Genomic DNA, 25,600 nt, shown 5'->3' with positions numbered 1-25,600 from the left:
TGAGCCTGGGGTATTAGCAGTGCGCCAGCGCTTGAATCGACAGGTACGAACAGGCTCAGTTATGAATTCAGAAATATTGGTAAACGTAACGCCGATGGAGACCCGGGTTGCTGTTGTTGAAAACGGCGCCGTCCAGGAGATATTCATCGAGCGGGAGCAAACGCGCGGTATCGTCGGCAACATTTACCGGGGCAAGGTGGTTCGGGTCTTGCCGGGCATGCAGGCGGCCTTTGTTGATATTGGTCTGGAGCGGGCTGCGTTTATTCATGCCTCGGATTTTGATCAGCCCAAACGGGAAGGCGAAGCGCAAAAGTCCATCCAGGCTCTGGTGCGAGAGGGCGAGTCGATCACGGTGCAGGTCATCAAAGACCCCATCGGCACCAAAGGCGCTCGACTGACGACCCATTTATCGATCCCCTCGCGCTACCTGGTATACATGCCGGACTCCAACCACATTGGTGTTTCCCAGCGGATTGACGGCGAAGAGGAGCGTGAACGCCTGCGCGCTCTGGTGGTTAAGGTTAAGGCTGATGAAGGCATCGAAAAGGGGGGATACATCCTCCGTACGGCTGCTGAAGGCATCGGCGAGGCTGAAATCCAGTCGGATCTGAACTATTTGAAGCGCGTGTTCCGGGTGCTGGGCGAGCGCATTGTGGAGACCCCGGGCCCGGCCACCATTTACGAAGACCTGCCACTGTACCTGCGCGTAGCCCGGGATCTGGTGCGTGCCGACGTCGAAAAAATTCGCATAGATTCGAAGGAGACATACACCAAGGTGATCGACTTCGTGCGCAAGTACACGCCCGAAGTGGAGCCGGTGTTTGAGTATTACCCGGGTGAACGGCCCATTTTCGATTTGTTTGCGGTTGAAGATGAAATTCGCCGGGCGCTGGGGCGTAAGGTCGAACTGAAATCGGGCGGTTACCTGATCATTGACCAGACCGAAGCGATGACCACGGTTGACGTCAACACGGGCGCCTTTGTCGGTCATCGCAACCTGGAAGAGACGATTTTCAAGACCAACCTGGAAGCCGTGACCACCATTGTGCGCCAGCTGCGCCTGCGTAACCTGGGCGGTATCATCATTATCGATTTTATCGACATGGACGACCCCGAGCATCAGCGCCAGGTGTTGCGCATGCTGGAGAAGTACCTGGAAAAAGACCATGCGAAAAGCAAGCTGACCGGCGTTTCCGATCTCGGGCTGGTGGAGATGACGCGCAAACGAACCCGCGAAAGCCTGGAACACATGATGACGGAGACCTGCACGGTCTGTAACGGTCGCGGTCGTGTTAAAACGCCCCAGACCGTTTGTTATGAAGTGTTTCGCGAAATACTGCGCGAAGAGCGTGCCTACAACAACGACCAGTATCTGGTGCTGGCGTCGCAGGAAGTCGTCGACCGGCTGCTGGATGAAGAATCCTCCAATCTGGCCGACCTTGAAGAGTTTATCGGCAAACCGATTCGGTTTCAGGTTGAACCCATGTACAGCCAGGAACAGTTTGATGTCATTTTGCAGTAGACAGACGCGCGGTCTGATTCCATTCACGGGCATTGCCAGCAACGGCGGCACCGCTGCCTTTACGCTGAAACCCTGACCCATGGCCCGTTACCGCATTCTGAAAGCCCTGGGCACGGTGTTGCTCAAAATTGGCGCGTTCTGGATACTGCTGGTGGCCGCCTATCTCGCGCTCGGCCGACAGTTCTTCCCTCACGTCGAACGCTATAACGCCGAACTGGCGTTGTTGCTCAGCGACCGTCTCAATGCCTCGGTCTCCATTGGCAGTCTCACCGGAGAATGGCGCCAGTTTAACCCCATCCTGATTGCCGAAGATGTGCGAATCAGCTCGACTCTCAGTGTTGACCGAATGCTGCTGGAACCGGCGTTGCTGCAGTCGCTGATAACGCTGTCGCCGGTGTTCAAGCGGTTTGAACTGACCGGGTTTGAAGCCAATCTGGAGCAAACCGATGAGGGTTGGAGTTTTGCCGGCGTAAACGCCGGCTCCGGCGCAGCCAATACGCCGGATATGTCGCTGGAGCGGCTTATCGCTCTGATCCGCCAGCAACGTGATGTGCGCTTTACCGATATGGCATTGCACATAGAGCCGTTGCTGTTGCCGGGGATGACGGTTGCGATGGAATCGGCGCAACTGACCGGGTCGGGTGACGACAACTGGATGCGGGCTGAAGCCAGCGTCAATTACGATGGCCTTTCCGTGCCCATTGAACTGCAACTGGAAAGCAGTCGGCGTGACGATCAATACGAAGTGGACCTGTATGCCCGGCACGGGGCTTTTGATATGGCTCCCTGGCTGCAAGAGTGGCTGCCGGATGTGCGTGAGGCCGCTGTAGCGGGCGAGTATTGGGTGAGCCTGACCCGCGATCAGTGGCAGTCGATCCAGGCCCGCCTGCAGAGCCCGGCGACCCGTCTCAGCGGCAGCCGCAGTGCAATGGCGCTGCGGAATCTGGATATGGAGCTGTTTGCCGAGCGAAGCAGCGGAGGGGCGGATGTCTGGTTACACCATTTTTCCCATGAACTGGAGCGATCCGCCGCTGCTGAACCCGACCTGCAGGGCGAGTTCGTGGCCCGGGCCAGCCTGCGTCAGACTCAGTGGCAGATACAGTGGGATCAATTGCCACTCGCGCCGATCAGCGCCTTTCTGGCCGTCAATGATGGCAGCGGTTACTGGGAGCAGGCCTTTCCACAAGCCAGTATTGACCAGGGCAAGCTGTCTTACCGCATGGGTAAGCACGATTCATTGCGAGTGACGGCCAGTGTCAGCGATGTGCGGATGCAACCTTACTCGGGCATCCCGGGCTTGAGTGGTGTCAGTGGTGAGCTGCGGGCGGAAGGGTCAAGGGCGCGATTGAATTTCGACAACTCCGGCGTCGATTTCCGGTTGCCGGCCATCTATGACCAGCCGTTCATGTTCGAGCGCATTGAGGGCGCTCTGGATGTGCGCTGGTCGGCTGGTGCCGGTGTGCAACTGGAAGGGCAGCATCGGGCGACCATTGCTCCCGATGCAACGCAACAGTCCCAGGGTGAGTCGGCACAGCCGCTAACCGGTCACTGGCGGGTGGATCTGGTCAATGGCGGCGACCTGGCGTCCGGTCAGCGCGAAATCGGGTTTCGGCTGGCAGTGGCGACAGACGCAACCAATGCCAGCTGGGCCAAGCGGCTGACGCCGGATAATCGTTTGCCCGACCCGATCAAACCCTGGATTGTCGAAAACATACAGTCGGGCCGGTTTTCGGATTTGGATTTCTCCTTTGTCTCTGGCTTTCGCAAAGGTCAGATGACCGACAGCGGGCTCGCCCTGGTGACCGATTTCGATGATGCCGTGGTGCGCTTCAATGACGCCTGGCCGGCGATTGCCGGTGGCTCAGGTCAAGTCCGGTTATCACTCGATGATCTGCGCGTTGAAGCGCAACGCGGCAATCTGGCCGGGATAACGCTCAATAGCGGTCAATTGCGGTTGCCATTTGCCGAGCGGCAACTGCTGATTGACCTCGATGTAAGCTCAGACGCGGGCGACGCCTTGGCGTTATTCAAGCAGGACGGGCCGCTTGAGTTTCTGGCGGCGGATGTTGTCAGTGACTGGACGATGACCGGTGACACCCAAGCTAACCTGGAGCTCAGAGTGCCGTTGAGCGACGAGCCGCTCGACATTGTGCTGACCAGTCAGCTCAGCAATGGCACGCTTGAATTGACCGAACTGGATCTGAATCTATCGGCGCTCAGTGGTGATATCGGCTACAACAGCCGGCAAGGGCTCTACTCGAACCGCCTGGACGGTGAACTCTTCGGCGCCCGGCATCAGGCACAACTGACGTCCGATCTGACCGGGGCAAATGCCCGGGTCAGTCTCGCGGTTTCCGGTGAAACGCCGCTGGATGCCTGGGGCCGATGGCTTGAAGACCCCTGGCTGACAGACCAGCCGTATCGCATTGCCACCGATGCACAGCTGGATTTTTTGCCTGGCCAGACCCGCATTGCCCTGGCGTCGGATCTCATCAACTTGCCGCTGTCGTTTCCGGCGGCTCTGGGTAAAACAGCAGAGGCGAGCCGACCGCTCGCGCTGGACCTGGTGTTTACCGATGGCGAGGGGCTGGGCATCTCCGGTCATTATAACGAGGTGGTGCAATGGGCATTCGACTTCTCACCTGATAATCAGCTCGAGGCGGGAACCGTGGCCCTGAACGCGCCGCTGGAGCGGCGGATTCAAAGCGGGATTTATGTCGATGCACTTCTGCCCGAGGCGGACATCGATCAATGGCGCGACGCCTTGCAAGCCGTCAGTGACGTCTACCGGGAAGCCGGGTCCCCCCTGGTTGAACTCGGGGCCGAAGCGAGTACACAACCGATTCGCGAAGTGAATTTGCGCGGTGCACTGTGGCGCGGACAGGGGTTGAACTGGACTCAACCCCGCGTTCAGATACTCAGCAGTGATGAAGGCTGGCTGGCAACTCTGGAAGCCAGGGAGCTCAGCGGGCGAGTGTTGATCCCCTTTAACGGCGATCCGCATTTCGCCGATTTTGATTTTGTGAACATTAACCGGACGCCACAAGCTGCCGACGCTGCAACAGAGGCGTCTGACGATGCACCCGCGCCAGACCCGATGGCTATGCTGCGGCCGGATGAGCTGCCGGATGCGAATTTACAGATCGCCCGGCTGTCGATCGACGGTCGCGATATGGGCAGTTGGCGGGCAGAGATTCGTCGTGATGGTGACAGCGCCGTTCTGCGCAACCTGAGAGTCGAAATGCCCGAGGCTCGCCTGGATGGCGAACTGACCTGGCGCTACCTCAATAACGAACACCGCACGGCGTTTAAGGGGCAGGTCAGGACCGGGAATATCCTGAGCGTATTGCAAAGCTGGGATTACGCCCCGGTGCTCGAAAGCCGCTCCGGGCAGTTTGATCTGGATTTCGAATGGCCGGGCACGCCCGCCTATTTCGACTATGAACGCTTGCGCGGCCGAATCGAACTACGCCTGACCAATGGCTCGATTCTGGAGCTGGATGAATACGAAGGCGTGAAACTGGTGGGTCTGCTCAACTTCACCCGGGTGCTGCGCCGTCTTGCCCTGGATTTTTCCGATTTGATTCGCGACGGCATCAGCTACGATGTGATCGAAGGCGAATTGTTGTTTGACCGGGGCTTTGCCCGGGTAGGCGACCGGTTACTGATCGACGGACCCTCGACCAAGTTCCGTTTCAGTGGCGATGCCGATCTGGTGCGGGATGTGCTCGATGTTGATATGGTGATGACAGTCCCGCTGTCGAGCACCTTCCCGCTGGTCGCCTTGTTGGCCGGTGTGACGCCTCAGGCTGCGGCAGCTATTTATGTGACCGAACGGGTGTTTAACAACGAACTGGAACGCCTGAGTTCGGCCCGCATGCACGTGACCGGCTCACTTGAGGAGCCCGAGCTGCGCTTTTATCGCGTGTTCGATAATAACAGCGGCAGCTCGTTGGCCCCCAGCGTTGGCGACCGGTTGCGCAACGTGGTGCCCACGAACCCGGGCAGTCCGGGGTCACCCTAACAGGTTGTTGAAAAAGGCTTCCTGCTTTTTTCAACACACGAGAACCAAAAATTGCGATTTTCGCTTCTCTCACAAAATCAATGACTTAACAGTCATCAATTTTGCCGGAACGTCCTTGTTCCGGTAGCAGGCGGCTGAAATTCGTTGAATTTCAACAGCCTGCTAAAGACCGCGTGTCGGTGTGGACCCAACCAGGAGTATGACGCATGAAATGGTATCTGGCCCAGATGATCAGTTCGCGGTATCTGCAGGACAACCTCGATACGGTCGACCGCCATTTGGCGGTGGCCGCTGAAGCAGGTGCCGATGCGGTGCAACTGCCTGAAATGTTTGCGGTGTTCGGCGGCGGTGTCGCCACGGAACTGGCTGCCAGCGAGGGTGAGTTCACCGGGCCGGTCGGACAGCACCTGCGCGACGCTGCGCGCCGCTACAAACTCTGGATTGTGGCCGGAACATTGCCGGTCTACGCCCCGAACGAGACGAAACCCCGGGCACGAATGCATGTGCTCGATGACCAGGGTGAGGTGCGGGCCCACTACGATAAAATCCACCTCTTTGATGCCGCCGTGGGTGACGCCCAGGGCCGCTATCGTGAATCCGACCACTACCAGCCCGGAGGTGACGTCGTCACTCTGGAGACCCCCTGGGGCCACTGGGGGCTGAGTGTGTGTTACGACTTGCGTTTCCCCGAGTTATACCGGCTGCAACGCAACCGGGGCGTGGATACGTTTGTGGTGCCTTCGGCCTTCACCTGGTCCACCGGGCAAGCGCACTGGGAAGTACTGTGCCGCGCCCGGGCCATCGAAAACGCATGCTATCTGGTCGCCGCCAATCAGGGTGGAAAACACGATGAAAAACGCCATACCTGGGGCCACAGCCTGATGGTTGACCCCTGGGGTGAGGTGGACAGTGTCGGTGAAGGCGAACAGGGGCTCACCCTGACGACCGACCTGGGGCGCGTTGAGTCCGTGCGGTTGAAGATGCCGACGCAGGAGCATCGCAGACTCTAACGCCGTTCACGATACCTGCCAGGAAAACAACCGGGGCTCAGCGATGGCGCCTTCCGGGCTCAGTTGTGCTTCGCTGACCTGCATTAGGCCGCTGCGATGCAGGGCGATCCAGGTGCGACACCGGCTGGCATAGTGTTCCGACGTGATGGTCTGGGCAGACAGGATGCGTTCCCAGTCTCTGGGTACACCGGTATCCGGCAACTGTTCATCGGGTTGGGTGTGCGGGTCAGCTAGTATGGGCAGGGTGGCCAGGCTGGCCGGTTGCCAGGGCATGACCTCCAGCCGGGCATGGTGCGCAGCCATCTGCGCGCGGGCCAGCTCGACCTTGGGCCAGGGCGTGTTCAGGGCATCGTTGCTGAGCCCGTGAATGCCGGGCGCCAGCCATTGACCATTCGGGTGGTCGGAACTGAACCAGAACAGGCCGGTTGCATCAAACAACACCAGGTTGAAGCCGGCGTATTGATCGATGTCGGGGAGCAATGACTGGTGAAAGGTGCTGATGTCGTGCGATTGTCGCAAAAACGCCAGCGGCAGTTCGCCCCGGCTGCGCTGGCCTGTCTTACCCAGATACCCCGGGCGAATGTTGGTCAGCATGGCGATTCGGCCTTTGGCGTCTACGGCCAGCCAGGTGCCTCCGGCTTTGAGGTCCCGACCGGCCAGCACGGGTGCATCGTGCGCCACGGAAGGCTCCCACCAGTGCATGGCTTCGGCTGGCCGGTTCAGAAATTCATCGCGGTTGGCGGTCAGTAGCAGGGGCCAGTCGTGCCCGGGTCGGTAATTGACTGCGCAAAGACACATTATTCGTTCATCGCCATGCTGTGCAGCGCCACACGGTTGCCTTCGCTGTCACGAATGACGGCTCGGAAACCAAAGGGCGCCAGCGAATGGATGGGTTGCTCAATGGTGCCACCCCGGGGTTCAACCTGCGCCATCGCCAGCTTCAGTCGCCCATGGCAGTTAAGGTAGGGCAGTGGGCCCAGCCCGCCGGGCGCTGACGATTGTAGTATGAGCGCTATGGCAACCTCACCCCGGCTGTGCCGGAAAACCGCCATATTAGCCTGGGGGCGCTGGTCGTCGAGCGTCCAGTCGAGCACTGGCTGATAAAAGGCGATGGCCCGGTCGAGATCCACAACGGGAATGTCCAGCCAGACGAGAGGGTTTGAGCGAATCAGTGGGGGCATGAGGGGTGAACCAGATCAGTTTCAGAATACAGAGCGTTAACCAAGACGACAACGGCCGATCGGTAAGCGAGACAAGCGGGCTTACAGCCAGGAAGCCAGGGTCTGTTGGATCTGGTCGATCCAGGTCAGCGGGTGTTGACCGCCTGCGTCGGCACTGACCGGGTTTCTCATGAAATAACCGGGTGTCACCTCGGGCTGCCCGAGCGCCATATACAGGGCCGTAATGGCAAGTGTAACCACGGTAAGCGTAAACAGTGTTGAACCTTTCATCCCTGTACCTGACCTGTTTGAGTAAGTGCTGAGCCTGTCAACAACCCAACCAGTCTAGCACCAAGATTCTGCGCCCGAAAGTGACGGGAAAGAGCGGTGGCCCGCAAATGGGGTCAGGCCACCGGAAAGACGGTCAGTCTCAGGAGTCCTTGCGCATGTCGGTCGATTCGAAAATCTTGTCGGCGCTGGCGGCTACAAAGCCCTGGTAGAGGTTGCCTTCGTCGTCATGGTAGCGCTTGGCAAACTCGTAGTAGCAGGTGGTCACGTCGTGTTGCTTGCCATCGGCGAAGGTAAAAGGCTGCACGCTGGCTTTGGTAGAACCCTGTTCCAGGAGCACCGCTGGTGACCCCTTAACCCGTCCGCCAGCTTCGTTGATGCTGAACCCCAGCTCTTCAATCATCTGGTTCATCTGTTCAATGTCGTTAATGCCATTGAGGGCGTTCACATTGATGGTGAAGTGGTTGCAACGCAGGCCAATCACGCTCAGCCAGGCGGCGTATTCGGATTCACTGGCCAGTTGCTCGTAGTCTTCATAAGACGGTGTCTGCCACAATGGCCCGCGCCAGAAGATTGAGGCATCGGCCACGTCATCCGGATTGATCTGATCGACCAGGCGTCGAACGAGGGTCTGGGCGGTGTCGGTCAGTTCCTCAACGCGCAGCTCACTGAGAAAAATGCGCGGCAGGTCGGGGCTCGGCGGAATATAGCCGAACGCATCCAGCTTCTTCGAGGGAAAGTGGTAGGGTTCATACCGGCTGTAGCCCATGTCGAGAATAAAGGGCTCGAGGTGTTTCAGCTGGATGGGGCCTATATTGAAGGTGCGAAAGGCAACGTGGTCATTCTGAACCACTTCACCCCGGGCGATGAGGGCATTGGCAATGGCCTCTGCCTGGGGGGTCATGTTGATGTAGTCCTGCCACAGGTTGTCAAAAAACGCGTCGATCTTCATCTAAGTCTCCAGCGAGTAAAGGGGTTGGCCTGGTGGTTAAACCAGACGATGCAGGCAGTCTACTGAGCTGCGCTCACAGCGGTTATCAGCAGCACGCCGTCACTTTGTGAATGCGCGACCTTTACGGTTGTCTGGCTGAGCAGCCGCTTCTGGACTAGGCTTTTGCTATGGCAAGTTATTTGTCGTCCGGGTTGGACGTTTGCCAGCGATCGGAGGGTTTCAATTGACGCGTTGTGTGAAGCTTGGCCAATCCACTCTGTCCGATCCCGAGGCGGCCGTTCGGGACTTGCATCAGCAAATCAGTCAGCCTGACGCCAGTCTGGTGATCTTTTTTTGCTCGAGTCGCTACGACCTGGCTATTCTGGCCAATACGCTTAATCAGCTGTTTGGTGACACCCCCGTCATTGGCTGTACTACTGCCGGAGAAATAGGGCCTGCGGGGTATTGTGATCATAGCATCAGTGGGGCCAGCTTCCCGGCCGATCACTTTGTGGCTTCCGTGGCAAGGCTCGACAGCCTGAAGTCAGCGGAAGTCGGCCGCTTGCAAACCTTTGCTCACAGTCTGGTGCTGAGCCATGAGCACAGCAAGGGCGAATTACCCAATACCTTTGCCATGCTACTGATCGATGGCGTTTCCCAGCGTGAAGACGCTGTAACCCGAACGCTGTTTAATAGCTTACCCACCATTCCCATTGTGGGAGGGTCGACAGGCGATGACCTGGTGTTCAAGCATACCTGGGTGTTTCATCAGGGCCTGTTTCACACCAACAGCGCCCTGATGTTGCTGATGTCCACCCGTTGTTCCATTGCGCCGGTGAAGTCCCAGCACTTTGTTGCGACCGATCAGCGTCTGGTGATCACGGCTGCAGATCCTGAGCGGCGCCTGGTGACTGAAATCAACGGATTGCCCGCTGCCGCCGAATACGCCCGCCTGACCGGTGTTGATGTTGATGATTTGAACCTAATGCGGTTTGCAGCCTCACCGGTGGTGGTGATGATCGAAGGCAAGGAATACGTGCGGTCAATTCGACAGGCCAACCCGGATGGCAGCCTGAGCTTTTACTGCGCCATTGAAGCGGGCCTGGTGTTCCGGGTTGCCCGGGGTGTGGATCTGATTGAAAACCTGCGACTTTCTCTGGAGTCTGTGCAGCAAACCCTGGGGTCGCCGCAAGTGATGCTGGCGTTTGATTGTGTGCTGCGCAAGCTCGAGATGGGGCAAAACGACGATACTGCCCGCGCGAGTGCGCTGACGCAGGCCTGCAATACCCTTGGCTTTAATTCCTATGGAGAGCAGTTCGGCGGTGTTCACGTAAACCAGACCTTTACCGGTCTGGCGATCGGGTATCCGGAGGGGGGGCAGTCATGACGTCCAGGTCGCCTGCAGGGCATGCGGCAGAAGCCGGTGCGCCCGGGCCAGAAGCCGAGATTCGCCGGCTCAATAAAATCATCGACGCCCTGATGGACCGGTCCGAACGCAGCATGTCGCAACAGGGGTCTGACTTCGGGCTGTTTCAGACGGCGCTGACACTGGAAGCGACGGTGCAGCAGCGCACTCAGGAACTGGCGCGAGCGCTGGAATACAACGAGCACATCACCGAGAACCTCTACCGGCTGACGCGGGATCTGAAAGAGGAAATTAACCAGCGCAAGCGGGCTGAAGCTTTGCGCACCGGTCAGTATGACATTCTGGAACTGATTGCTGCCCACGCGCCTCTGGAATCCATCTTACGTCAATTGGCGCATTGGGTTGAAGCTCAGGGGCATGTTGGGCTGGCGTCGATCCTGTTGCTCGACGACAGCGGCAAAACCATAGACCAGAGTATCGCCCCGAGTTTGCCGGAAGACTACTGCCGTGCGCTGATAGGTGTCGATATTGGGCCCAGGGCGGGATCCTGCGGTACCGCCATGTATTTGAACCAGACCATTGAAGTCTCTGACATCGCGACCGACCCGCTCTGGGATGATTATCGTGAGCTGGCACTTGGCGTCGGGCTGAAGGCGTGCTGGTCCACTCCCATCACTACCCAGTCAAACCAGGTGTTGGGGTCGTTCGCTATTTATTATCGGGATGTGCGAGGCCCCAGTGAAGAGCAGCGGGTACTCATCGCGTCGGCCGTTCACCTGGCAGGCATTGCGATTGATCGGGCCCGGGCCGAGGCCCGGATTCAATACATGGCGCATCACGATGAGCTGACTGGTTTGCCCAACCGGTCGCTGTTGCAGGATCGAATTGACGGGGCCATCGAATCGGCGAGGCGCCGGCAGTCGCGCACTGCGGTGTTGATGATTGACCTCGACCGGTTCAAACACGTGAACGACTCTCTGGGTCACCAAACCGGTGACGTGTTGCTCAAAGAGGTAGCCGGACGGCTTCAGCGCTGTGTTCGCAGCAGCGATACCATAGCCCGCCTGGGTGGCGACGAGTTTGTCATCAGTTTGCCGGACATCGGTTTTGACACAACCGCCTCAACGGTGGCTGCCAAGGTTATGCATGAGCTGGAAGCCCCGTTCTTCGTCAGGAATCAACCGCTCAAGCTGGGCGCAAGCATCGGCATCAGCCTCTACCCGGAAGACGGTGACAGCGCACACGATTTGTTGCGTACCGCCGACACCGCCATGTACTCGGCGAAAAAGAGCGGGCGGGGTCAGTATTGTTATTTTACCCATGAACTGAACCGGGCAGCCCATGAACACCTGGTGTTGTTATCGCAGTTGCAGCATGCCATCCGCAACGATGAATTCGAGTTGTATTATCAGCCCTTGTATCGCCTTTCGGACAACCGCCTGACCGGTGCAGAAGCCTTGCTGCGCTGGAACCATCCCGACCGTGGCGTGCTGGCGCCTGGCGAGTTCATGTACCTGCTCGAAGAACATGGGCTGATGGTGGAAGTGGGCCACTGGGTGTTGCAAACAGCCTGCGCAGAAGCGGCGAACTGGCATCTTCAGGGCTTGCCGTGTCGGGTTTCGGTGAATCTGGCGGCAGACCAGTTCTACCGGGGCAATGTGCTGCAATCGGTGAAAACGGCTCTGGCCAACTCGGGCCTTGTGGCCGATCAGTTGTTGCTGGAGTTTACCGAGACGGTCTTGCTTCATCATTCCGACAGCATTATTGCCATCATGCATCAGCTCAAACGGTTGGGCGTGCAGTTGTCACTGGACGATTTTGGAACCGGCTATTCATCCTTGTCTTACCTGCATCGTTTTCCGGTCGATCAGTTGAAGATTGACCGCTCCTTCATCAGCGCCATCGATGAGTACTCCAATGCGATGGACATAGTGACCAGCATCATTCAACTGGCGTCCAGCCTGGGAATACAGAGTGTTGCCGAAGGGCTGGAAACCCGGGCGCAAGAACAAACACTGACCCGGCTGCAGTGCAATTTTGGCCAGGGTTATTTCCTTGGCCACCCGATGCGGGCAGCGGATTTTGCCAGCATGCTGGCCAGTGATACCGAGTAGCCTGAGTTACACTCTGCCGGTTGCGGCTGCTTCAAATACTTCGAGCCGCCGGGTTGGCCAGTTCAAAATGGCGGTCCGGCTGATCATCTTTTCTGCCAGCTGTGGCTGGCAATCACGAATCACTTTGGCGGTAAAGGCGGCCATAAAGCGCGCCTTCATTTCAGCTCGTGCCCGATCGGGGCCCGGTTCCTGATAGGGGGCCGACGAGAGCAGCAGAAAGCCGTCATCGGGGATGCGGCCCTTATCCATATTGCCCTGAATAATGCCCGCTGCCTTTTGAATGGGGTGCGATAAATCGGGGCTGAAAGGCCCGATGATCAGCGCAATGTTGGGGACGTGCAGAAAATCAAAGCCGCGACCCACGCACAGCGTCCATTCCCGGTGCTCAACGGCCAGTTCACGGTTGCTGCTGCGAATCTCGGCGATATGGCGGATGTTGCCTTCCAATAGGGGCATCAGGTCATGCCGTACCTGGCCGGGCATGTCGGTGAACATGGCTTCCAGACGGGCGGGCAAGTCCGGGTGTCGGGTTGTAACCAGGGTTGAGAGGTCGAGCCGGTTGTCTGCCTTGTTGTGCAGGATGAGGGCATCTTCGTCGGTCTCGAATCCACAGACCAGTGGGTAAACGCTTTGATGGCCAGCCCCGAAAATGGCCTCGACTTGCGCTTTAATGCCTTGCGCATGCGCCAGCGCCGCTTCGTGATCGCAATTGAACCCCGCACAGCCGCGCGCGGTATCGCCTCTTGAAAAGTGATAGGTGATGATCACCAGTACGCGCCGACCCTGACGGATCGAGTCACTGACCATATCCGCCAGAAGATCTCCCAAATAAGGCCAGCCCAGGTCGAAGATGCCACCGAGGTTGCGAAACGGGCGAATGATGCCCAGGGGGGTTTGGGTGGCGTGGGGCAGGTGGATGCGACCGTCCATGCATTTCAGAGCGATGATTTCAGTGCTGTGTTCAGCCTGGTAACGCTGTCGTGCCAGGTGATTTTCAGGGTCGCAAAAGCGTTCCGAGTGGGTGCGGCTCAGGTCGAGCAGCCAGTCGATGCGGTCCTGAATCGGGCGGGTATGCATGGCGCGAATCTCTGCAGGGTCTTATCCGCAGTATAAGGGGCAAGCTCCCAGTTTGGCGAATGCCCGGCCCCGCTCGCCATTCTGTTCCGGCTTCTGGTAGTCTTCGAACGTTGTTTACTCATTGTGTTGGAGATTTTTATGCCCGCCTGGTGGCCTTTTGTATTGGTGTATACCGCCGCTGTAATCAGCCCGGGGCCGGATTTCGCGCTGGTGGTTAAATCGGCGCTTACCCGGGGTAAGCGTGCCAGCACGCTGAATGCCCTGGGCATAGGTTTGGGGGTTACTCTCCATACCCTGGTTGCTGTGCTTGGCGTGTCCGCTCTGGTGCAGTCGAGCCGGTGGCTGGCGATGACGCTGCCCTGGCTGGGTATCGGGTATCTGTTGTATCTGGGCTGGGGTGGGCTGAACGCGCAACCGACTCCGCCAGGCCAACCACTAGACAGTTCCGCAAGAGTCAGCGACCGGGGTGATTTCTGGCAGGGGTTTTTGACAAATGTGCTGAACCCTAAGGCGCTGCTGTTTTTCTCGGCCATCTTGCTGCAGTTGGTAGACGGCCTGAACGGATGGATGCAGTCTGCCCTGGTTGGCTATGTGTTTGTGGTGACTAGCCTGTGGTTTGGTCTGGTTGGCTGGGTATTGTCGCAACCGGTTTTACAGCGCCGGTTTTTAACCCGGCGCCACTGGATCGACCGGGGCGCCGGAGTGATTTTTGTTGCCTTGTCGCTGCTGTTTATTTGGGACTGGTGGCAGCGTTGGATGCTTTGAGCGCGCGTTTGGCAGACTGGTTGCGCCCCAGGGTACGCAACGAGTCGAGCGTCAATAGCAGCAAGGCTGTCCAGATCAGCCCGAAGGTTACCAGCTTGCCCGGGCTCAGGGTTTCGCCATAAACGAACACCGCCAGCAAGAACATGCCACTCGGGGCAATGTATTGAAAGAAGCCGAGCGCGGTCAGGCTGATGCGATTGGCCGCTGCCGCAAAGCACATTAACGGCACCATCGTGACCGGACCCGCGGCAAACAGCAGCAGGTTGATTGACCAGGTATTTTCGACCAGGTTACTGGTCGGGCTGGTGGTCAACAATAAATAGCCAGCGGCAACGGGCAGCAGTAAACCGGTTTCGAGTGCCATGCCGGTGAAACTGTCGACGCCGATTTTTTTACGCACCAGGCCATACAGCGCAAAGCTGGTGGCCAGTAGTAAGGCAACCCAGGGCAGGCGACCGAACTGGATCAGTTCGAAAGCAACGGCGGCGACACACAGCAACGCGGCGATGGTGCGTACCCGGTCGAGCCGGTCCCGGAAAAAGATCATGCCGAGCAGAATGTTCATCAGCGGGTTGATGTAATAACCGAGGCTGGCGCTGAGCATGTAATTGCTTTGCACCGCCCAGATAAACAATCCCCAGTTAAACCCGATCAGTATTGTCGAAGCGAGTAAATTCCAACGGGTTCTGGAAGAGCGCAGGGCGGTCATCAGGGCCGCGCGTTTGCGCAACAGGAAAATCAGACCCAGCGTTAACAGAAACGACCAGATGATGCGGTGCGACAACAATTCTGCTGCCGCAACGTCATCCATAATCTTGAAATAAATGGGGGCTACTGACCACAGAATGTAGGCGGTCAGTGCGTAAAAAGCGCCGCTGCGCGTTGCGGATATCATAGTCGCCTCAGATGTTGGTCAGTGAATCCTGGGCATTGCCCGGGCTCTGGATCAGGTCGATTAGCGTGTCGATGGCGCTGAGTAACGTATCGCGTTTCAGCCGGCCACCAATGCAGATACGCACCGCTTGTGGGGCAGCGAATTGCCCGGCCGCAAACACTTCCGCTGGTTTCAGTTGAATGCGATGCTCGGCCGCGCGCGCAACCAGGTTGACCGCGCGCCAGGGGGCGGGTAAATCCAGCCAGACGTTGAAGCCGCCACCGCGCGGGGTGAGCCCCGCCTGTCTCAATCGCTCGCAAACTGCGTTCTGGCGCCAGTCGATCTCGGCTTGCTGACGGGCCAGCAGTTGGTCGGCATAGCCATTGTTCAGCCAGTCGCAGGCGACTTCCGTGGTCAGCGGAATGGCCATCCAGCAGGTGGCGCGAAAAGCAGCGCCGATGGCATTCACCCATTCCTCTGGTGCGCGCATAAAACCCACGTGCAAGCCACCACATAACGCCTTGGACAGGCTGGCGATGGTGACGGTGATGTCCGGGTGGTGCAGGCTAAAGGAAGGCTGGGCCGGATCGCCCAGGCAGCCTTGCACATCGTCTTCAATCACGGTGATTTGAAACTGCCGGCAAATGAGCGCCAGCTCATCAATACGCAATTGAGACATCGACCCGCCGGTTGGGTTCTGCATCCGGGTCATCAGGTACAGCACCCGTGGCGGGTGGCGCTGGCACTGGCTTTCCAGTGCTTCGGGCGTCAGGCCCTGGTCGTCGATCGCCAGCGGCATCAGTCGCAGGTTCTGCTGCGTGGCTGCCGCGACCAGCCCCGGGTAAGTCAGCCCCTCGCAGGCCAGCCCATCGCCGGGTTGCAGCAGGGCATTGAGCGCAACGTAGAACCCGTGCTGACCGCCCAGTGTGACCAGTAAATCGTCACTGTTGAAGTCGCCGAGGCCGGTTTTTAGCAGCCAGCGACGGCCCGCTTCACGGTGGTGTGCAAGGCCAAATTCAGACTGGTAGCGCAACAGGTGAGGCAATACATCAGAGTGCTGCAGAGTTGCCAGGGTGCGGGTTAGCTGTTCAGACTGATCCATTTCCAGTGCAATGCTGAAGCCCAGATCGATACCGGTGTCGACGGTTGAATCGGTGACTTTGAAGCTGGCGGTGCCGGGGTTCAAACCGCGAATGAAAGTGCCGCTGCCGACCCGGGCTTCGATCAACCGGCGACGCTCGGCCTCGGCATAGGCGCGGGTGACGGTGCCAACAGTGACACCCAATTGCTCGGCCAATTGCCGGTGCGTCGGCAGACGGTCGCCAGGCTTGAGTTCGCCATCGTGAACGGCACGCTCAATGCTGTTGGCCAATGCCTTGTATTTGGGGCCGGTTTGACCGGTCAGTGTTAGGATTGTCATGGTGACAAAGAACTGCTTGCAGTGAATTGTCGTCGTATTACACTGTAATTGTTTGGTTTTGTCGAACACAAATACGGCTTTTAGTCAGTATGTTTATCGAGGGCATGGTCCGCGTCGGTTACCGGTGATGCCTCTGTGGGGTCGGCGTGAACCTATCCATGGCGGTCCGACGGTTCGGGCCTAGACCGCAACATCCATGTTGCGGACTACCCCACAGAGGCATCACCGGCACCCGTCGCTCGCATTGTGAAGACTCCGAAACTTGAGTTCTTGAAAATTGTATCGATACAAAGGAAGGTTTATGAACCCTTATCGTTTCTATCAGGATGCCTATCAAACCGAACTTGATACCCAGGTGGTTCGCCTCGAGGGTAATCGGCTGGTGTTGACCGATACGATTTTTTATCCGCATGGCGGTGGTCAGCCAGGCGACAGTGGCGAATTGATCATTGGTGATCAGCGCATTGCAATAACGGACACTCGCTACAGTCAGGACCGGTCAGCCATTGAACATTTTTTGGATGAAGCCGCGTGCGAAGGGCTTGGTCTTAGCGAAGGCGATCGGGTAACGATCACTCTGAACTGGGTACGCCGCCATCGTCATATGCGCATGCACAGTTGTCTGCATTTGCTGTGTCATCTGATCAAAGACCCGGTTACCGGTGGTAATGTTGGTACCGACCTGAGCCGGGCTGAATTTGATCTGTCGGAACCACTCGACAAAGCCGAATTGGAAGCACGGTTGAACGCCACCATTGCCGAGGGGGCTTTGGTATCGACCGAGTGGTTACCTGAATCGATTCTGGATGAACAGCCTGAGCTGGTGCGGACCATGAGTGTGCAACCACCGCGTGGACACGGTGCCATTCGGATGGTGCGGGTTGAAGGCTTGGATTATCAGCCCTGTGGTGGTACTCACGTGAATAACATTGCTGAAATAGGGAAGGTTCGAATTCCCAGCATCAAAAGCAAAGGCAAGCAAAACAAACGGATCAATATCGAACTGGTCGACTGACCCTTAACCTGGGCTGCGGTTGCAGCCTGAGAGGCCTGACTAAATGGACGCTTTAACCCTCGGGTTTTTACTTCCGATCGTGGTTTACACCTTCAGCACAACGATAACACCGGGGCCCAATGTATTAATGGTAACGGCCTCCGGCATGAACTTCGGCTTGCGCCGCACCATGCCGCACATTACCGGTATTTGCATCGGGTTTCTGACGCTCAATTTAGTGGTCGCCAGTGGCATAGGCGCGCTCTTGCTGGCGGTGCCGCAACTGCATTTGGCGCTGAAGATTATTGGGTCGATCTACCTGTTGTGGCTCGCCTGGAACATTGCCACGGCGGGAGGCATGGCCCGGGTAGACGGCGAGGCCCGCCCAATGCGCTGGTGGCATGCTGCGCTGTTTCAGGTCGTGAACCCCAAAGCCTGGGCTATGGCGATTACCGGCATAGCCGCCTTCAGCTTGCCGGGCGATGCTTATTGGCCGAGTGCGTTGACGGTGGCTTTTATGTTCGCGCTGATGACCTACCCCTGCAGTTGCGTCTGGGCGGTGCTTGGCTCTCAGTTACGCCGTTGGCTGGAAGAGCCGGCCCGGCTGCGGATGTTCAATCTGGTGCTGGGCATTCTGACTGCCCTGTGTGTGGTTTTTATTTTGATGTGATGTTTTTTATGTAACTTAAGTTTCGGAGGTCGCTGAGATGATAAGCGGTAGCTGTCGCGGACCAATGGCACCCGCCGCCCCGAACTCCGAAACTTGAGCGGCTAAGTTGCCCAATCCTCGCTGGCGATACCCTCCCTCGTCGTGCGAGGATTTTTTTATGACTTGTTAGTGGCAACCAGCCAAAGGCACTGATAGGGCTGCAATACCAAATCATCTTCTTCGTTGTATGTCGCCTCACTGATCAGGTCCTGGTATTGATAGTCATCATTTTTGGGGACCAGTCGCATCAGTGCCAGCGTTTGGGTGACTGACGTGACGTTAAAAACGCCGTACACCCGCTGTTGTTCACTGTCGCGTATCACCACGAACAAATTTGACCCCAGATCCTGTACCCGCTGTCGGCTGGCCGGGTGGAACGCCTTACTGCCTTTGCGCAGACGAAGCCGGTGCGCCAGCTCCTGGCTGACCAGGTGGGACGGATGCCGTGCATCTTTCATGGCTTCGGCTAGTGGTCCCCAGTCCCAGATTTTGCGGTTAATGGAACGCAACCGGCCGGTGCGCTCGACGCCGGCAATGTCGTTGGGCGTGGCGATCAGAGATTGCAGGTAGAAAGCTGGCACACCCTGAAGCGTCATCATCAGTGTCTGGGAACACAGAAAGCGTTCGATCTGCCATTGATCGGGCCCGGTTCGGGTTCCCCTGAGTGCATCGAAATAACTGATGTTGATTTCATAGGGGCTGTCCGGCCCGCGGGGGTTGGCTTTCATGCTGACGTAGCCACCGAACTGGTGCATGCAGTCTAACAGGCTCTGGATTTCATAAGGCGGCAGAATACCCTCCAGTGCTCGCAGACCCACACCGTCGTGGCTGGCGGTGAAGTTCAGATAAGTGCCGCCCTCCGGTGGCGGGGCGAGTGTCAGCGCCCAGTTGGTGAGCAGGTCGGCATTGCCCCGGTTCAGGGTGTAGAGAATCAGTGGGGGCAGGGCGAACTGATAGACCATGGCGGCTTCGTCGCCTTGGCCAAAGTACGACAGGTTTTCCTGGTGGGGCACATTGGTTTCGGTCACCAGTTCCACCCAGGGCGCAATAGCGTCGACCAGATCCCGCATGAGTTTGACCACTTCGTGGGTCTGCGGCAGATGAATGCATGAGGTACCGAGTTCCTTCCATAGAAACGCCACTGCATCGAGCCTAACCAGGCGGGCGCCCTTCGACAGATAGAACAGAAAGATATCCATCATCGCCAGCAACACATCTGGGTTGCTGTAGTTCAGGTCGATCTGGTCTTCACTGAACGTCGCCCAGACATGGCGCGTACCCCGGTGCGTATGGATGGGGGCCAACAAGGGGCTGGAACGCGGTCGAACCACCTCGGAGACATCGGTTTGCGGGTCCATCTCGATGAAGTAATTGCAGCCGGGTTCCTGGTTCTGAATGTACTCGATGAACCAGAGGTTCTCGCGCGAGCAGTGGTTCAGTACCAGATCGAACATGATCCCAAAGCGTCGAGCCAGGGCATCAATGTGGTCCCATTGGCCGACGCTGGGCCGAACCTGTTTGAAATCGATAACGGAAAAGCCGTCATCCGAGCTGAAAGGGTAAAAGGGCAGTAAATGGATATTGGTGATGAGATCGGGGTAGAAGTCTTCCAGAAACCGCTCCAGCTGCATTAGCCCAGGTTCTTCGCGCTGGCGAATGGCATCACCATAGGTGATCAGCAGGGTATCCGTTTCATCCAGCCCGGGGTCCCGGGTATGATGGTAAATGACGGGCTGGTAGCGCTGTACCAGGCCCATCAACTGGTCGGTTATCGCTTCCGCACGGTGGGCACCATACAACCGAGCCAGCCGCGTATGGGCTGAGATTTTCAACCGGTCCAGTGAACCGTCCTGGCTTGTCATAATGCGTCCTCTTGTTCGCGGTTATACTTATGCGTCACAATTCAGCCTGAGTTTGGCACGGCTTGAGCCGGCATGCACCGCATTGGTGCTACCGACCATTTTGGTGCAGAATGATGGTCGATTTAAGGGCTGGCCGTTCCCTTTGGCTGACCCGGGCACCGCTCCCGCCAGTTAAGGGCTGTGGAGAGGGTGACCTTGTTGTTTTGCATCGCAAAGGTCGCGCCAAAAATGTTACTGGTCAGGGAATTGCAAGACTGAACACAGACTCGCTGAGTCAGGCCAGGCCGAACCGGTCAGCTCAGTGGCGCTAAACACACTGGAAGAGGACGTAACATGATCCGCAAATGTTTGTTTCCCGTGGGTGGCTATGGCACCCGGTTTCTACCGGCCACCAAAGCCCTCCCCAAAGAAATGCTGCCCATCGTCAACAAACCCCTGGTGCAATACGGGGTGGAAGAGTCCATCGAATCCGGCTTGTTTGAAATTGGCTTTGTAACCGGACGGGGCAAACGCGCCATTGCCGACCACTTCGATATTTCCTATGAGTTGGAACACCAGATCAGCGGCTCCGACAAGGAAAAATACCTGACCTCCATTCGCCATGTCATGCACGAAGGCGTTTTCTCCTTCACCCGCCAGAAAGAAATGAAGGGCCTCGGTCACGCCATTCTGGCGGGCGAAACCCTGATTGGTAGCGAACCTTTTGGCGTCGTACTTGCTGATGATCTGTGTATACCGGAAGCCGATGGCGACAACGTTATGGCGCAAATGGTCAAAGTCTTCAAACAATTCCGCTGTTCCATTGTCGCGGTGATGGAAGTACCGGAAGACGAGATTCACAAATACGGTGTCATCGAAGGCGAAGAGATGAAAGACGGTCTCTACCGCGTGAAAAGCATGGTCGAAAAACCCAAGAAAGAAGACGCCCCCAGCAACCTGGCCGTCATCGGTCGCTACATTTTAACGCCGGATATTTTCGACATTCTGCGTGACACACCCCCGGGCAAGAACAATGAAATTCAGTTGACCGACGCATTGATGACCCAGGCACAGGATGGCGTTGTGATGGCCTACCGGTTCAAAGGTACCCGGTTTGACTGTGGCTCGGTTGAAGGCTTTGTTGAAGCGACGAATTATTGCTTTGAAGAGTTGTATAAGAAGGGCAATTTGAACTGAGTTTTTGGTTTTAATAGTTAGGGAGCCTCTGAATAACTCCCCCGGGGCTCTGGCTTATCCGAGGGACGTTGCCACAAGGCGGACTCATGCAGGAATGTCTAGACCTTTCAAATGAGTCCAACGCGGTGGCTACGTTCCTCGGAAAGTCGGAATGCCGCACCACCCGCAGGGCGCGGCCAAAACGTCCTGCCCCGGCGTTGCACTTCTTGACAAGGGCTACGGCCATTGCGCTGCGAAGCGCGTCGGGGTGCCGCCCACTTGGCCAAAACGTTTTAGCTCGCGCAGAGCCCTGGGGGAGTTGTTCAGAGGCTCCCTAGGTTAGATGCATAGACATAAAAAAGGTCGCTCAATTAGGCGACCTTTTTAGTATCTTGTCAGTGCTTCTTGAACTGTATTTACCCGACGTACCAAGTGCCAGTGGCCGGGCAGGCCTGTCCGGGGAAGTTCTCAGCAGGGACGCTGCGATCTGGGCCCCATGGACGGGTTCACGTCGACCCCGGCCAGGCCTACCCGGTTGCTGTCACGAGCTCCTGGCAACCAAGCAAACCCAGCCGAATGGGCAACGAATCTAGCCCTGATACCGCTGCATCACCAGAGTCGCGTTGGTGCCACCGAAACCGAAGCTGTTCGACATAACCCGGTTCAGGGTGACGTTGTCTTTGCGTTCGGTGACGACGTTGGCATCGCCGGCTTCCGGATCCAGGTTTTCAACGTTTTTGCTGGCGGCGATGAAGTTGTTTTGCATCATCAGCAGGGAGTAGATGGCTTCCTGCACGCCGGCAGCGCCGAGGCTGTGACCGGAGAGTGACTTGGTTGAGGCGACTGGCGGCATCGCATCGCCGAAGACGGTGCGTACGGCTTTCAGTTCGGTGACATCACCGGCAGGCGTCGAGGTGCCGTGGGCGTTGATGTAATCGATGTCGCCATCGACCGTGCTCATCGCCATTTGCATGCAGCGCACTGCGCCTTCGCCACTTGGTGCGACCATGTTGTAGCCATCGCTGGTGGCGCCATAGCCGACGACTTCCGCGTAGATTTTGGCACCGCGGGCCTTGGCGTGTTCCAGCTCTTCGAGCACTAACATGCCGCCGCCACCGGCGATGACAAAACCATCACGGTTGGCGTCGTAAGCGCGGCTGGCGCGTTCCGGTTCATCATTGTATTGGGTTGAGAGGGCACCCATGGCGTCGAACAAACAGCTCATGGTCCAGTGCTCGGCTTCACCGCCGCCAGCGAAAACGATGTCCTGCTTGCCCAGTTGAATCAGCTCTGCCGCGTTACCAATGCAGTGAGCGCTGGTGGAACAGGCTGAAGTGATGGAATAGTTCACGCCTTTGATCTGGAACGGGGTGGCCAGGCAGGCTGATACCGTAGAACCCATGGTTTGGGTCACGCGATAGGGGCCAACTCGTTTCAGACCTTTTTCACGCAGAATATCGGCCGCCTCGGTCTGGCTGTCGGAATCGGCACCGCCGGAACCGGCGATCAGGCCGGTACGGATGTTCGAGACCTGCTCGGGTGTCAGGCCCGAATCTTTGATGGCCTGATCCATTGAAATGTAGGCATAGCCTGCGGCCTTGCCCATAAAACGGATGGCTTTGCGGTCAATGTGATCTGCCAGGTTGATGTCGGGCGTGCCGCTGACGTGGCTGCGCATGCCCATATCGGCGTATGTCTGGTTGAAACGAATGCCCGATTTGCCGTCACGCAGGCTCTCGGTGACGGTCTCGGCATCGTTGCCCAGGCAAGAGACAATGCCAAGGCCGGTAACTACGACTCTTCTCACGATCAGGCTCCCATTTGTTCAGGTTTGAACAGACCGACTTTCAGGTCCTTGGCAAAGTAGATGGGTTTGCCGTCGCATTCAACCACGCCATCGGCAATGCCCATGACCAGGCGGGATTCCATAACACGCTTGATGTTCAGCTTGTACACGACTTTCTTGGCATCCGGCATGATCTGGCCCTTGAAGGTCAGTTCGCCAACGCCCAGGGCACGGCCTCTACCGGCATTGCCGCGCCAGCCGAGGAAGAAGCCGACCAACTGCCACATGGCATCCAGGCCCAGGCAGCCAGGCATGACCGGGTCTCCGGGGAAGTGGCACTGGAAGAACCAGAGGTCCGGGTTGATGTCGAGTTCGGCAATGATTTCGCCTTTGCCGTACTGGCCACCTTCATCGGTGATCAGGGCAATGCGGTCCATCATCAGCATGTTATCGACCGGCAGCTGGGCATTACCCGGCCCGAACATGCGTCCGTAACCGCATTCGATCAGGTCCGCTTTGTCTAGGGAGGAGGGGCGATCTGTCATAACTGTCGGATTCCGTGTAGTTGAAAGTAATGAGTTGAGTGTAACGTTTTTAAGAATATGGGTCGCATGGCGGCACTGTTCAGCGTGTCGGGGGTTAGTTTAGCACCTACCCGATGTTATTTTTGTGGCGCTGCGGTGCCATCTGCGTTGTCTGTTGACCGACAATACTGGAATACCCCTGGCTATTCCATGCTGTGCGGGAAAAAGTGAGTGAAGGCGGGCGCAGGGGTGACTCCCTAACAGGCAGTCTCTGACTGCCTGGTCAGGAAAGGTTATTGCGCGGTTATGTCCGCTTCACTGCCCGACCCGGACATCAGAAAGACCCCCGAAATCGACTGGTCGGCTTCAGCGCTTGAGACGCCAAAGCCACCCACAAACTCCAGCCCCTGGCTTTCGCTGTTGATAAACAGGCCCTGGAACTCCCCGGTCAGGTCTGTCGCCTGCGGAGACTGATCGCCCGGGTTGTAGCTGCTTACGTCCTGCTCTCCCTGGCCATAGTCGATAAACAAATCATTGGTATTCAGCAGCGAGTTTTTAACCTCACCACTGAAATACAGGCTCCACTGGGAGCCGTCCGACATGTTCAAATTCATGCCCGCCGAGGTGGTTAGGTCGTCCAGACTCACATCCATATAGCCGTCGGCACTTGAGAGTGTCTCGCCGTTAGATGCTGAGACATTGATGCAATCCATGCTCGAACAGAGGGTCAGGTTTCGGGTGCCGGTCAGCGTGGTCAGATCCGCCGGTTCGGCAAACACATAAAAGAAGGGTGTGGTATCCAGGCTCGATTCTGACAGCGAGGTGCTGCTCTCAAGCAAGGTCGCCGGATCGTTGGGGCTGGCGTTCCAGATACCCCATTCAACCGTCTGATCGTCACGTTCGAGCGTGACCAGGCTTTGCGGATCGGTCTGCGTTGGCCCTTTGTAAACCCGGTCGGGCGACACATAACCCGTGTCCAGCTCGGCGAGGGTTTCACCCTCGTAATTGACAAACACCGGGCCGTTCTCGCCGTCAACCCGGTACACGAAGTGCACGGCATCGCCGTCACTGTCGGTCAGCACGATAAAGCCTTTGTCGGGGTCGTTGGCCAGTTCTATTTGCTGTGCCTCTGTCAGCCGGACATCCGCTGTTATGGGCTGGTTTTCAGCCTTTTCACCCAGGTCGGTCAGTTCATCGTCGAGCTCCGACAGCAATGCCAGCAATTGAGCCTGTTGCTCGTCCGTTAACTGAGGGATGGTCGGCGGCGGTTCATCGCCGGCAAAGGCCTCTTCCAGTGAGAGGCCACCTTCATCGTCATCCTCAAGGTTTGCTTCCGGCTCATCGTCCGGTGCCGGTTGGCCGGGTTGGCCTGTCCCCGGTACACGCGACTGATTTAAGCGGGCAGGTGGCTCCAGCAACCCCCGCGGCGCGCTGGCTGGGCCGACCTCCGCAAACAGAAAGTTGCCACCCATACCCACATTGAGACGGCCGTTTTCGTTGCTGACGACAATGCCGCCGTCATAAACGCCCAGCAACAGGCTGGATTCGGCCAGAACAGCCTCATAGTGGGTACCGCGTATACCAATACTGGCGTTGGGGGTGCGTACCTGGTATGCATCGCGATCAGTGCTGCCAATGCTGCCGGTGATGGTGCGAAAGCCGCCGGCGAGCAGGTCCATCAATACCTGCTCCTGGTCGTTGCCGGCATCGCGACTGTGGTATTCACTGATTCTCAACTGCGAATCCGGACTCAGGGCCAGCACCGCGTTGTCGTTGAAGCGAATCTGCAAACGGCCATCGGCACCGGTTATCAGGGTATCGCCCTCGTTTACATCGGAGCGCCGTGCCAGGGTGCGCTGTTCGTTATTGGCGTCGAGGGCATAAACCTCACCCTGGGCGATGACCACCTTGCCAGCCGAGGCCAGCGCGATAAGCGGCAGCATTAAAACAAGGCTCAGCAATAACTGCGTTGATCGAGCCAGGCCCGCGTGGTGAAACAGGTGTAATGTTGGCATGGTC

At 57.7% G+C, this 25,600-nt stretch carries 20 protein-coding genes; 9 read left to right on the top strand and 11 right to left on the bottom strand.

Going from position 1 to position 25,600, the window contains the following annotated elements:
• Positions 1-61: 61 nt before the first annotated feature.
• The 3 genes from rng to ACHUE7_RS09350 all read left to right on the top strand — a co-directional run bounded on the left by rng (position 62) and on the right by ACHUE7_RS09350 (position 6,556).
• Positions 62-1,522 carry a ribonuclease G gene (gene rng, locus ACHUE7_RS09360; RefSeq protein ID WP_394169731.1) on the top strand — a complete coding sequence of 487 codons (1,461 nt, stop codon included), beginning with the start codon at positions 62-64 and terminating at the stop codon, positions 1,520-1,522.
• A 79-nt stretch (positions 1,523-1,601) separates the two neighbouring features.
• The gene (locus ACHUE7_RS09355) at positions 1,602-5,546 is read left to right on the top strand and encodes a YhdP family phospholipid transporter (RefSeq protein WP_394169730.1); all 3,945 of its coding nucleotides are present in this window, start codon (positions 1,602-1,604) and stop codon (positions 5,544-5,546) included.
• 206 nt (positions 5,547-5,752) lie between these two features.
• Positions 5,753-6,556 (top strand): carbon-nitrogen hydrolase family protein, encoded by an 804-nt coding sequence (locus ACHUE7_RS09350; RefSeq protein WP_394169729.1) that lies wholly within the window; start codon positions 5,753-5,755, stop codon positions 6,554-6,556.
• A 6-nt stretch (positions 6,557-6,562) separates the two neighbouring features.
• On the opposite strand, the gene ACHUE7_RS09345 is transcribed toward ACHUE7_RS09350, so the two are convergent.
• The 4 genes from ACHUE7_RS09345 to ACHUE7_RS09330 all read right to left on the bottom strand — a co-directional run bounded on the left by ACHUE7_RS09345 (position 6,563) and on the right by ACHUE7_RS09330 (position 8,956).
• Positions 6,563-7,354: an NRDE family protein gene (locus tag ACHUE7_RS09345; protein WP_394169728.1), complete on the bottom strand. Its 792-nt coding sequence runs from the start codon at positions 7,352-7,354 to the stop codon at positions 6,563-6,565.
• Entirely contained in the window at positions 7,354-7,737 is a 384-nt protein-coding gene (locus ACHUE7_RS09340) for a VOC family protein (protein ID WP_394169727.1), read from the bottom strand. Before ACHUE7_RS09340 ends, ACHUE7_RS09345 begins: the two co-directional genes overlap by 1 nt.
• Positions 7,738-7,818: 81 nt before the next feature.
• A complete protein-coding gene (locus ACHUE7_RS09335) occupies positions 7,819-8,007 on the bottom strand; it encodes a hypothetical protein (RefSeq protein WP_213678294.1) in 189 nt (62 codons plus the stop codon).
• 139 nt (positions 8,008-8,146) lie between these two features.
• The gene (locus tag ACHUE7_RS09330) at positions 8,147-8,956 is read right to left on the bottom strand and encodes a DUF1338 domain-containing protein (RefSeq protein WP_394169726.1); all 810 of its coding nucleotides are present in this window, start codon (positions 8,954-8,956) and stop codon (positions 8,147-8,149) included.
• A 223-nt stretch (positions 8,957-9,179) separates the two neighbouring features.
• Here ACHUE7_RS09330 and ACHUE7_RS09325 point away from each other — a divergent pair, with 223 nt between their 5' ends.
• Positions 9,180-10,322 carry an FIST N-terminal domain-containing protein gene (locus tag ACHUE7_RS09325; protein ID WP_394169725.1) on the top strand — a complete coding sequence of 381 codons (1,143 nt, stop codon included), beginning with the start codon at positions 9,180-9,182 and terminating at the stop codon, positions 10,320-10,322.
• Positions 10,319-12,415, top strand: a complete 2,097-nt coding sequence (locus ACHUE7_RS09320) for a putative bifunctional diguanylate cyclase/phosphodiesterase (protein ID WP_394169724.1) — start codon at positions 10,319-10,321, stop codon at positions 12,413-12,415. Before ACHUE7_RS09325 ends, ACHUE7_RS09320 begins: the two co-directional genes overlap by 4 nt.
• Before the next feature lie 6 nt (positions 12,416-12,421).
• Here the strand turns inward: ACHUE7_RS09320 and ACHUE7_RS09315 are convergent, their stop codons facing one another.
• The gene (locus tag ACHUE7_RS09315) at positions 12,422-13,492 is read right to left on the bottom strand and encodes a hypothetical protein (RefSeq protein WP_394169723.1); all 1,071 of its coding nucleotides are present in this window, start codon (positions 13,490-13,492) and stop codon (positions 12,422-12,424) included.
• A 138-nt stretch (positions 13,493-13,630) separates the two neighbouring features.
• Here ACHUE7_RS09315 and ACHUE7_RS09310 point away from each other — a divergent pair, with 138 nt between their 5' ends.
• Positions 13,631-14,257 carry a LysE family translocator gene (locus ACHUE7_RS09310; protein ID WP_394169722.1) on the top strand — a complete coding sequence of 209 codons (627 nt, stop codon included), beginning with the start codon at positions 13,631-13,633 and terminating at the stop codon, positions 14,255-14,257.
• Here the strand turns inward: ACHUE7_RS09310 and rarD are convergent.
• The gene (gene rarD / locus ACHUE7_RS09305; RefSeq protein ID WP_394169721.1) at positions 14,223-15,152 is read right to left on the bottom strand and encodes an EamA family transporter RarD; all 930 of its coding nucleotides are present in this window, start codon (positions 15,150-15,152) and stop codon (positions 14,223-14,225) included. The genes ACHUE7_RS09310 and rarD overlap by 35 nt on opposite strands.
• Positions 15,153-15,159: 7 nt before the next feature.
• Positions 15,160-16,551 (bottom strand): aminotransferase-like domain-containing protein, encoded by a 1,392-nt coding sequence (locus ACHUE7_RS09300; RefSeq protein ID WP_394169720.1) that lies wholly within the window; start codon positions 16,549-16,551, stop codon positions 15,160-15,162.
• 301 nt (positions 16,552-16,852) lie between these two features.
• Here ACHUE7_RS09300 and ACHUE7_RS09295 point away from each other — a divergent pair, with 301 nt between their 5' ends.
• Together ACHUE7_RS09295 and ACHUE7_RS09290 are read left to right on the top strand one after the other, a co-directional pair.
• A complete protein-coding gene (locus ACHUE7_RS09295; protein WP_394169719.1) occupies positions 16,853-17,566 on the top strand; it encodes an alanyl-tRNA editing protein in 714 nt (237 codons plus the stop codon).
• Between the two features lie 43 nt (positions 17,567-17,609).
• Positions 17,610-18,215: a LysE family translocator gene (locus ACHUE7_RS09290; RefSeq protein WP_394169718.1), complete on the top strand. Its 606-nt coding sequence runs from the start codon at positions 17,610-17,612 to the stop codon at positions 18,213-18,215.
• Positions 18,216-18,370: 155 nt separating this feature from the next.
• On the opposite strand, the gene ACHUE7_RS09285 is transcribed toward ACHUE7_RS09290, so the two are convergent.
• Entirely contained in the window at positions 18,371-20,116 is a 1,746-nt protein-coding gene (locus tag ACHUE7_RS09285; RefSeq protein WP_394169717.1) for a sugar phosphorylase, read from the bottom strand.
• Positions 20,117-20,449: 333 nt separating this feature from the next.
• Here ACHUE7_RS09285 and galU point away from each other — a divergent pair, with 333 nt between their 5' ends.
• Positions 20,450-21,292 carry a UTP--glucose-1-phosphate uridylyltransferase GalU gene (gene galU / locus ACHUE7_RS09280; protein WP_394169716.1) on the top strand — a complete coding sequence of 281 codons (843 nt, stop codon included), beginning with the start codon at positions 20,450-20,452 and terminating at the stop codon, positions 21,290-21,292.
• Between the two features lie 568 nt (positions 21,293-21,860).
• Here galU and fabB read toward each other — a convergent pair.
• From fabB to ACHUE7_RS09265, 3 genes are all read right to left on the bottom strand, one after another.
• Positions 21,861-23,078, bottom strand: coding sequence for a beta-ketoacyl-ACP synthase I (gene fabB / locus ACHUE7_RS09275; protein WP_394169715.1), 1,218 nt, complete (start codon positions 23,076-23,078; stop codon positions 21,861-21,863).
• Positions 23,079-23,080: 2 nt separating this feature from the next.
• Positions 23,081-23,602 carry a bifunctional 3-hydroxydecanoyl-ACP dehydratase/trans-2-decenoyl-ACP isomerase gene (gene fabA, locus ACHUE7_RS09270; protein ID WP_028669714.1) on the bottom strand — a complete coding sequence of 174 codons (522 nt, stop codon included), beginning with the start codon at positions 23,600-23,602 and terminating at the stop codon, positions 23,081-23,083.
• A 272-nt stretch (positions 23,603-23,874) separates the two neighbouring features.
• Positions 23,875-25,596: a FecR family protein gene (locus ACHUE7_RS09265; protein ID WP_394169714.1), complete on the bottom strand. Its 1,722-nt coding sequence runs from the start codon at positions 25,594-25,596 to the stop codon at positions 23,875-23,877.
• Between the last annotated feature and the right edge of the window lie 4 nt (positions 25,597-25,600).

Source organism: Saccharospirillum alexandrii, from assembly GCF_043641555.1.
Classification (GTDB): domain Bacteria; phylum Pseudomonadota; class Gammaproteobacteria; order Pseudomonadales; family Natronospirillaceae; genus Saccharospirillum; species Saccharospirillum alexandrii_A.
This window is presented reverse-complemented; position numbering and strand designations above follow the sequence as displayed.

Excerpts from the sequence above, each read along its gene's own strand:
- rng (WP_394169731.1), top strand. The coding sequence starts at position 62 with ATGAATTCAGAAATATTGGTAAACGTAACGCCGATGGAGACCCGGGTT.
- ACHUE7_RS09355 (WP_394169730.1), top strand. The coding sequence starts at position 1,602 with ATGGCCCGTTACCGCATTCTGAAAGCCCTGGGCACGGTGTTGCTCAAA.
- ACHUE7_RS09350 (WP_394169729.1), top strand. The coding sequence starts at position 5,753 with ATGAAATGGTATCTGGCCCAGATGATCAGTTCGCGGTATCTGCAGGAC.
- ACHUE7_RS09345 (WP_394169728.1), bottom strand. The coding sequence starts at position 7,354 with ATGTGTCTTTGCGCAGTCAATTACCGACCCGGGCACGACTGGCCCCTG.
- ACHUE7_RS09340 (WP_394169727.1), bottom strand. The coding sequence starts at position 7,737 with ATGCCCCCACTGATTCGCTCAAACCCTCTCGTCTGGCTGGACATTCCC.
- ACHUE7_RS09335 (WP_213678294.1), bottom strand. The coding sequence starts at position 8,007 with ATGAAAGGTTCAACACTGTTTACGCTTACCGTGGTTACACTTGCCATT.
- ACHUE7_RS09330 (WP_394169726.1), bottom strand. The coding sequence starts at position 8,956 with ATGAAGATCGACGCGTTTTTTGACAACCTGTGGCAGGACTACATCAAC.
- ACHUE7_RS09320 (WP_394169724.1), top strand. The coding sequence starts at position 10,319 with ATGACGTCCAGGTCGCCTGCAGGGCATGCGGCAGAAGCCGGTGCGCCC.
- ACHUE7_RS09315 (WP_394169723.1), bottom strand. The coding sequence starts at position 13,492 with ATGCATACCCGCCCGATTCAGGACCGCATCGACTGGCTGCTCGACCTG.
- ACHUE7_RS09310 (WP_394169722.1), top strand. The coding sequence starts at position 13,631 with ATGCCCGCCTGGTGGCCTTTTGTATTGGTGTATACCGCCGCTGTAATC.
- rarD (WP_394169721.1), bottom strand. The coding sequence starts at position 15,152 with ATGATATCCGCAACGCGCAGCGGCGCTTTTTACGCACTGACCGCCTAC.
- ACHUE7_RS09300 (WP_394169720.1), bottom strand. The coding sequence starts at position 16,551 with ATGACAATCCTAACACTGACCGGTCAAACCGGCCCCAAATACAAGGCA.
- ACHUE7_RS09295 (WP_394169719.1), top strand. The coding sequence starts at position 16,853 with ATGAACCCTTATCGTTTCTATCAGGATGCCTATCAAACCGAACTTGAT.
- ACHUE7_RS09290 (WP_394169718.1), top strand. The coding sequence starts at position 17,610 with ATGGACGCTTTAACCCTCGGGTTTTTACTTCCGATCGTGGTTTACACC.
- ACHUE7_RS09285 (WP_394169717.1), bottom strand. The coding sequence starts at position 20,116 with ATGACAAGCCAGGACGGTTCACTGGACCGGTTGAAAATCTCAGCCCAT.
- galU (WP_394169716.1), top strand. The coding sequence starts at position 20,450 with ATGATCCGCAAATGTTTGTTTCCCGTGGGTGGCTATGGCACCCGGTTT.
- fabA (WP_028669714.1), bottom strand. The coding sequence starts at position 23,602 with ATGACAGATCGCCCCTCCTCCCTAGACAAAGCGGACCTGATCGAATGC.
- ACHUE7_RS09265 (WP_394169714.1), bottom strand. The coding sequence starts at position 25,596 with ATGCCAACATTACACCTGTTTCACCACGCGGGCCTGGCTCGATCAACG.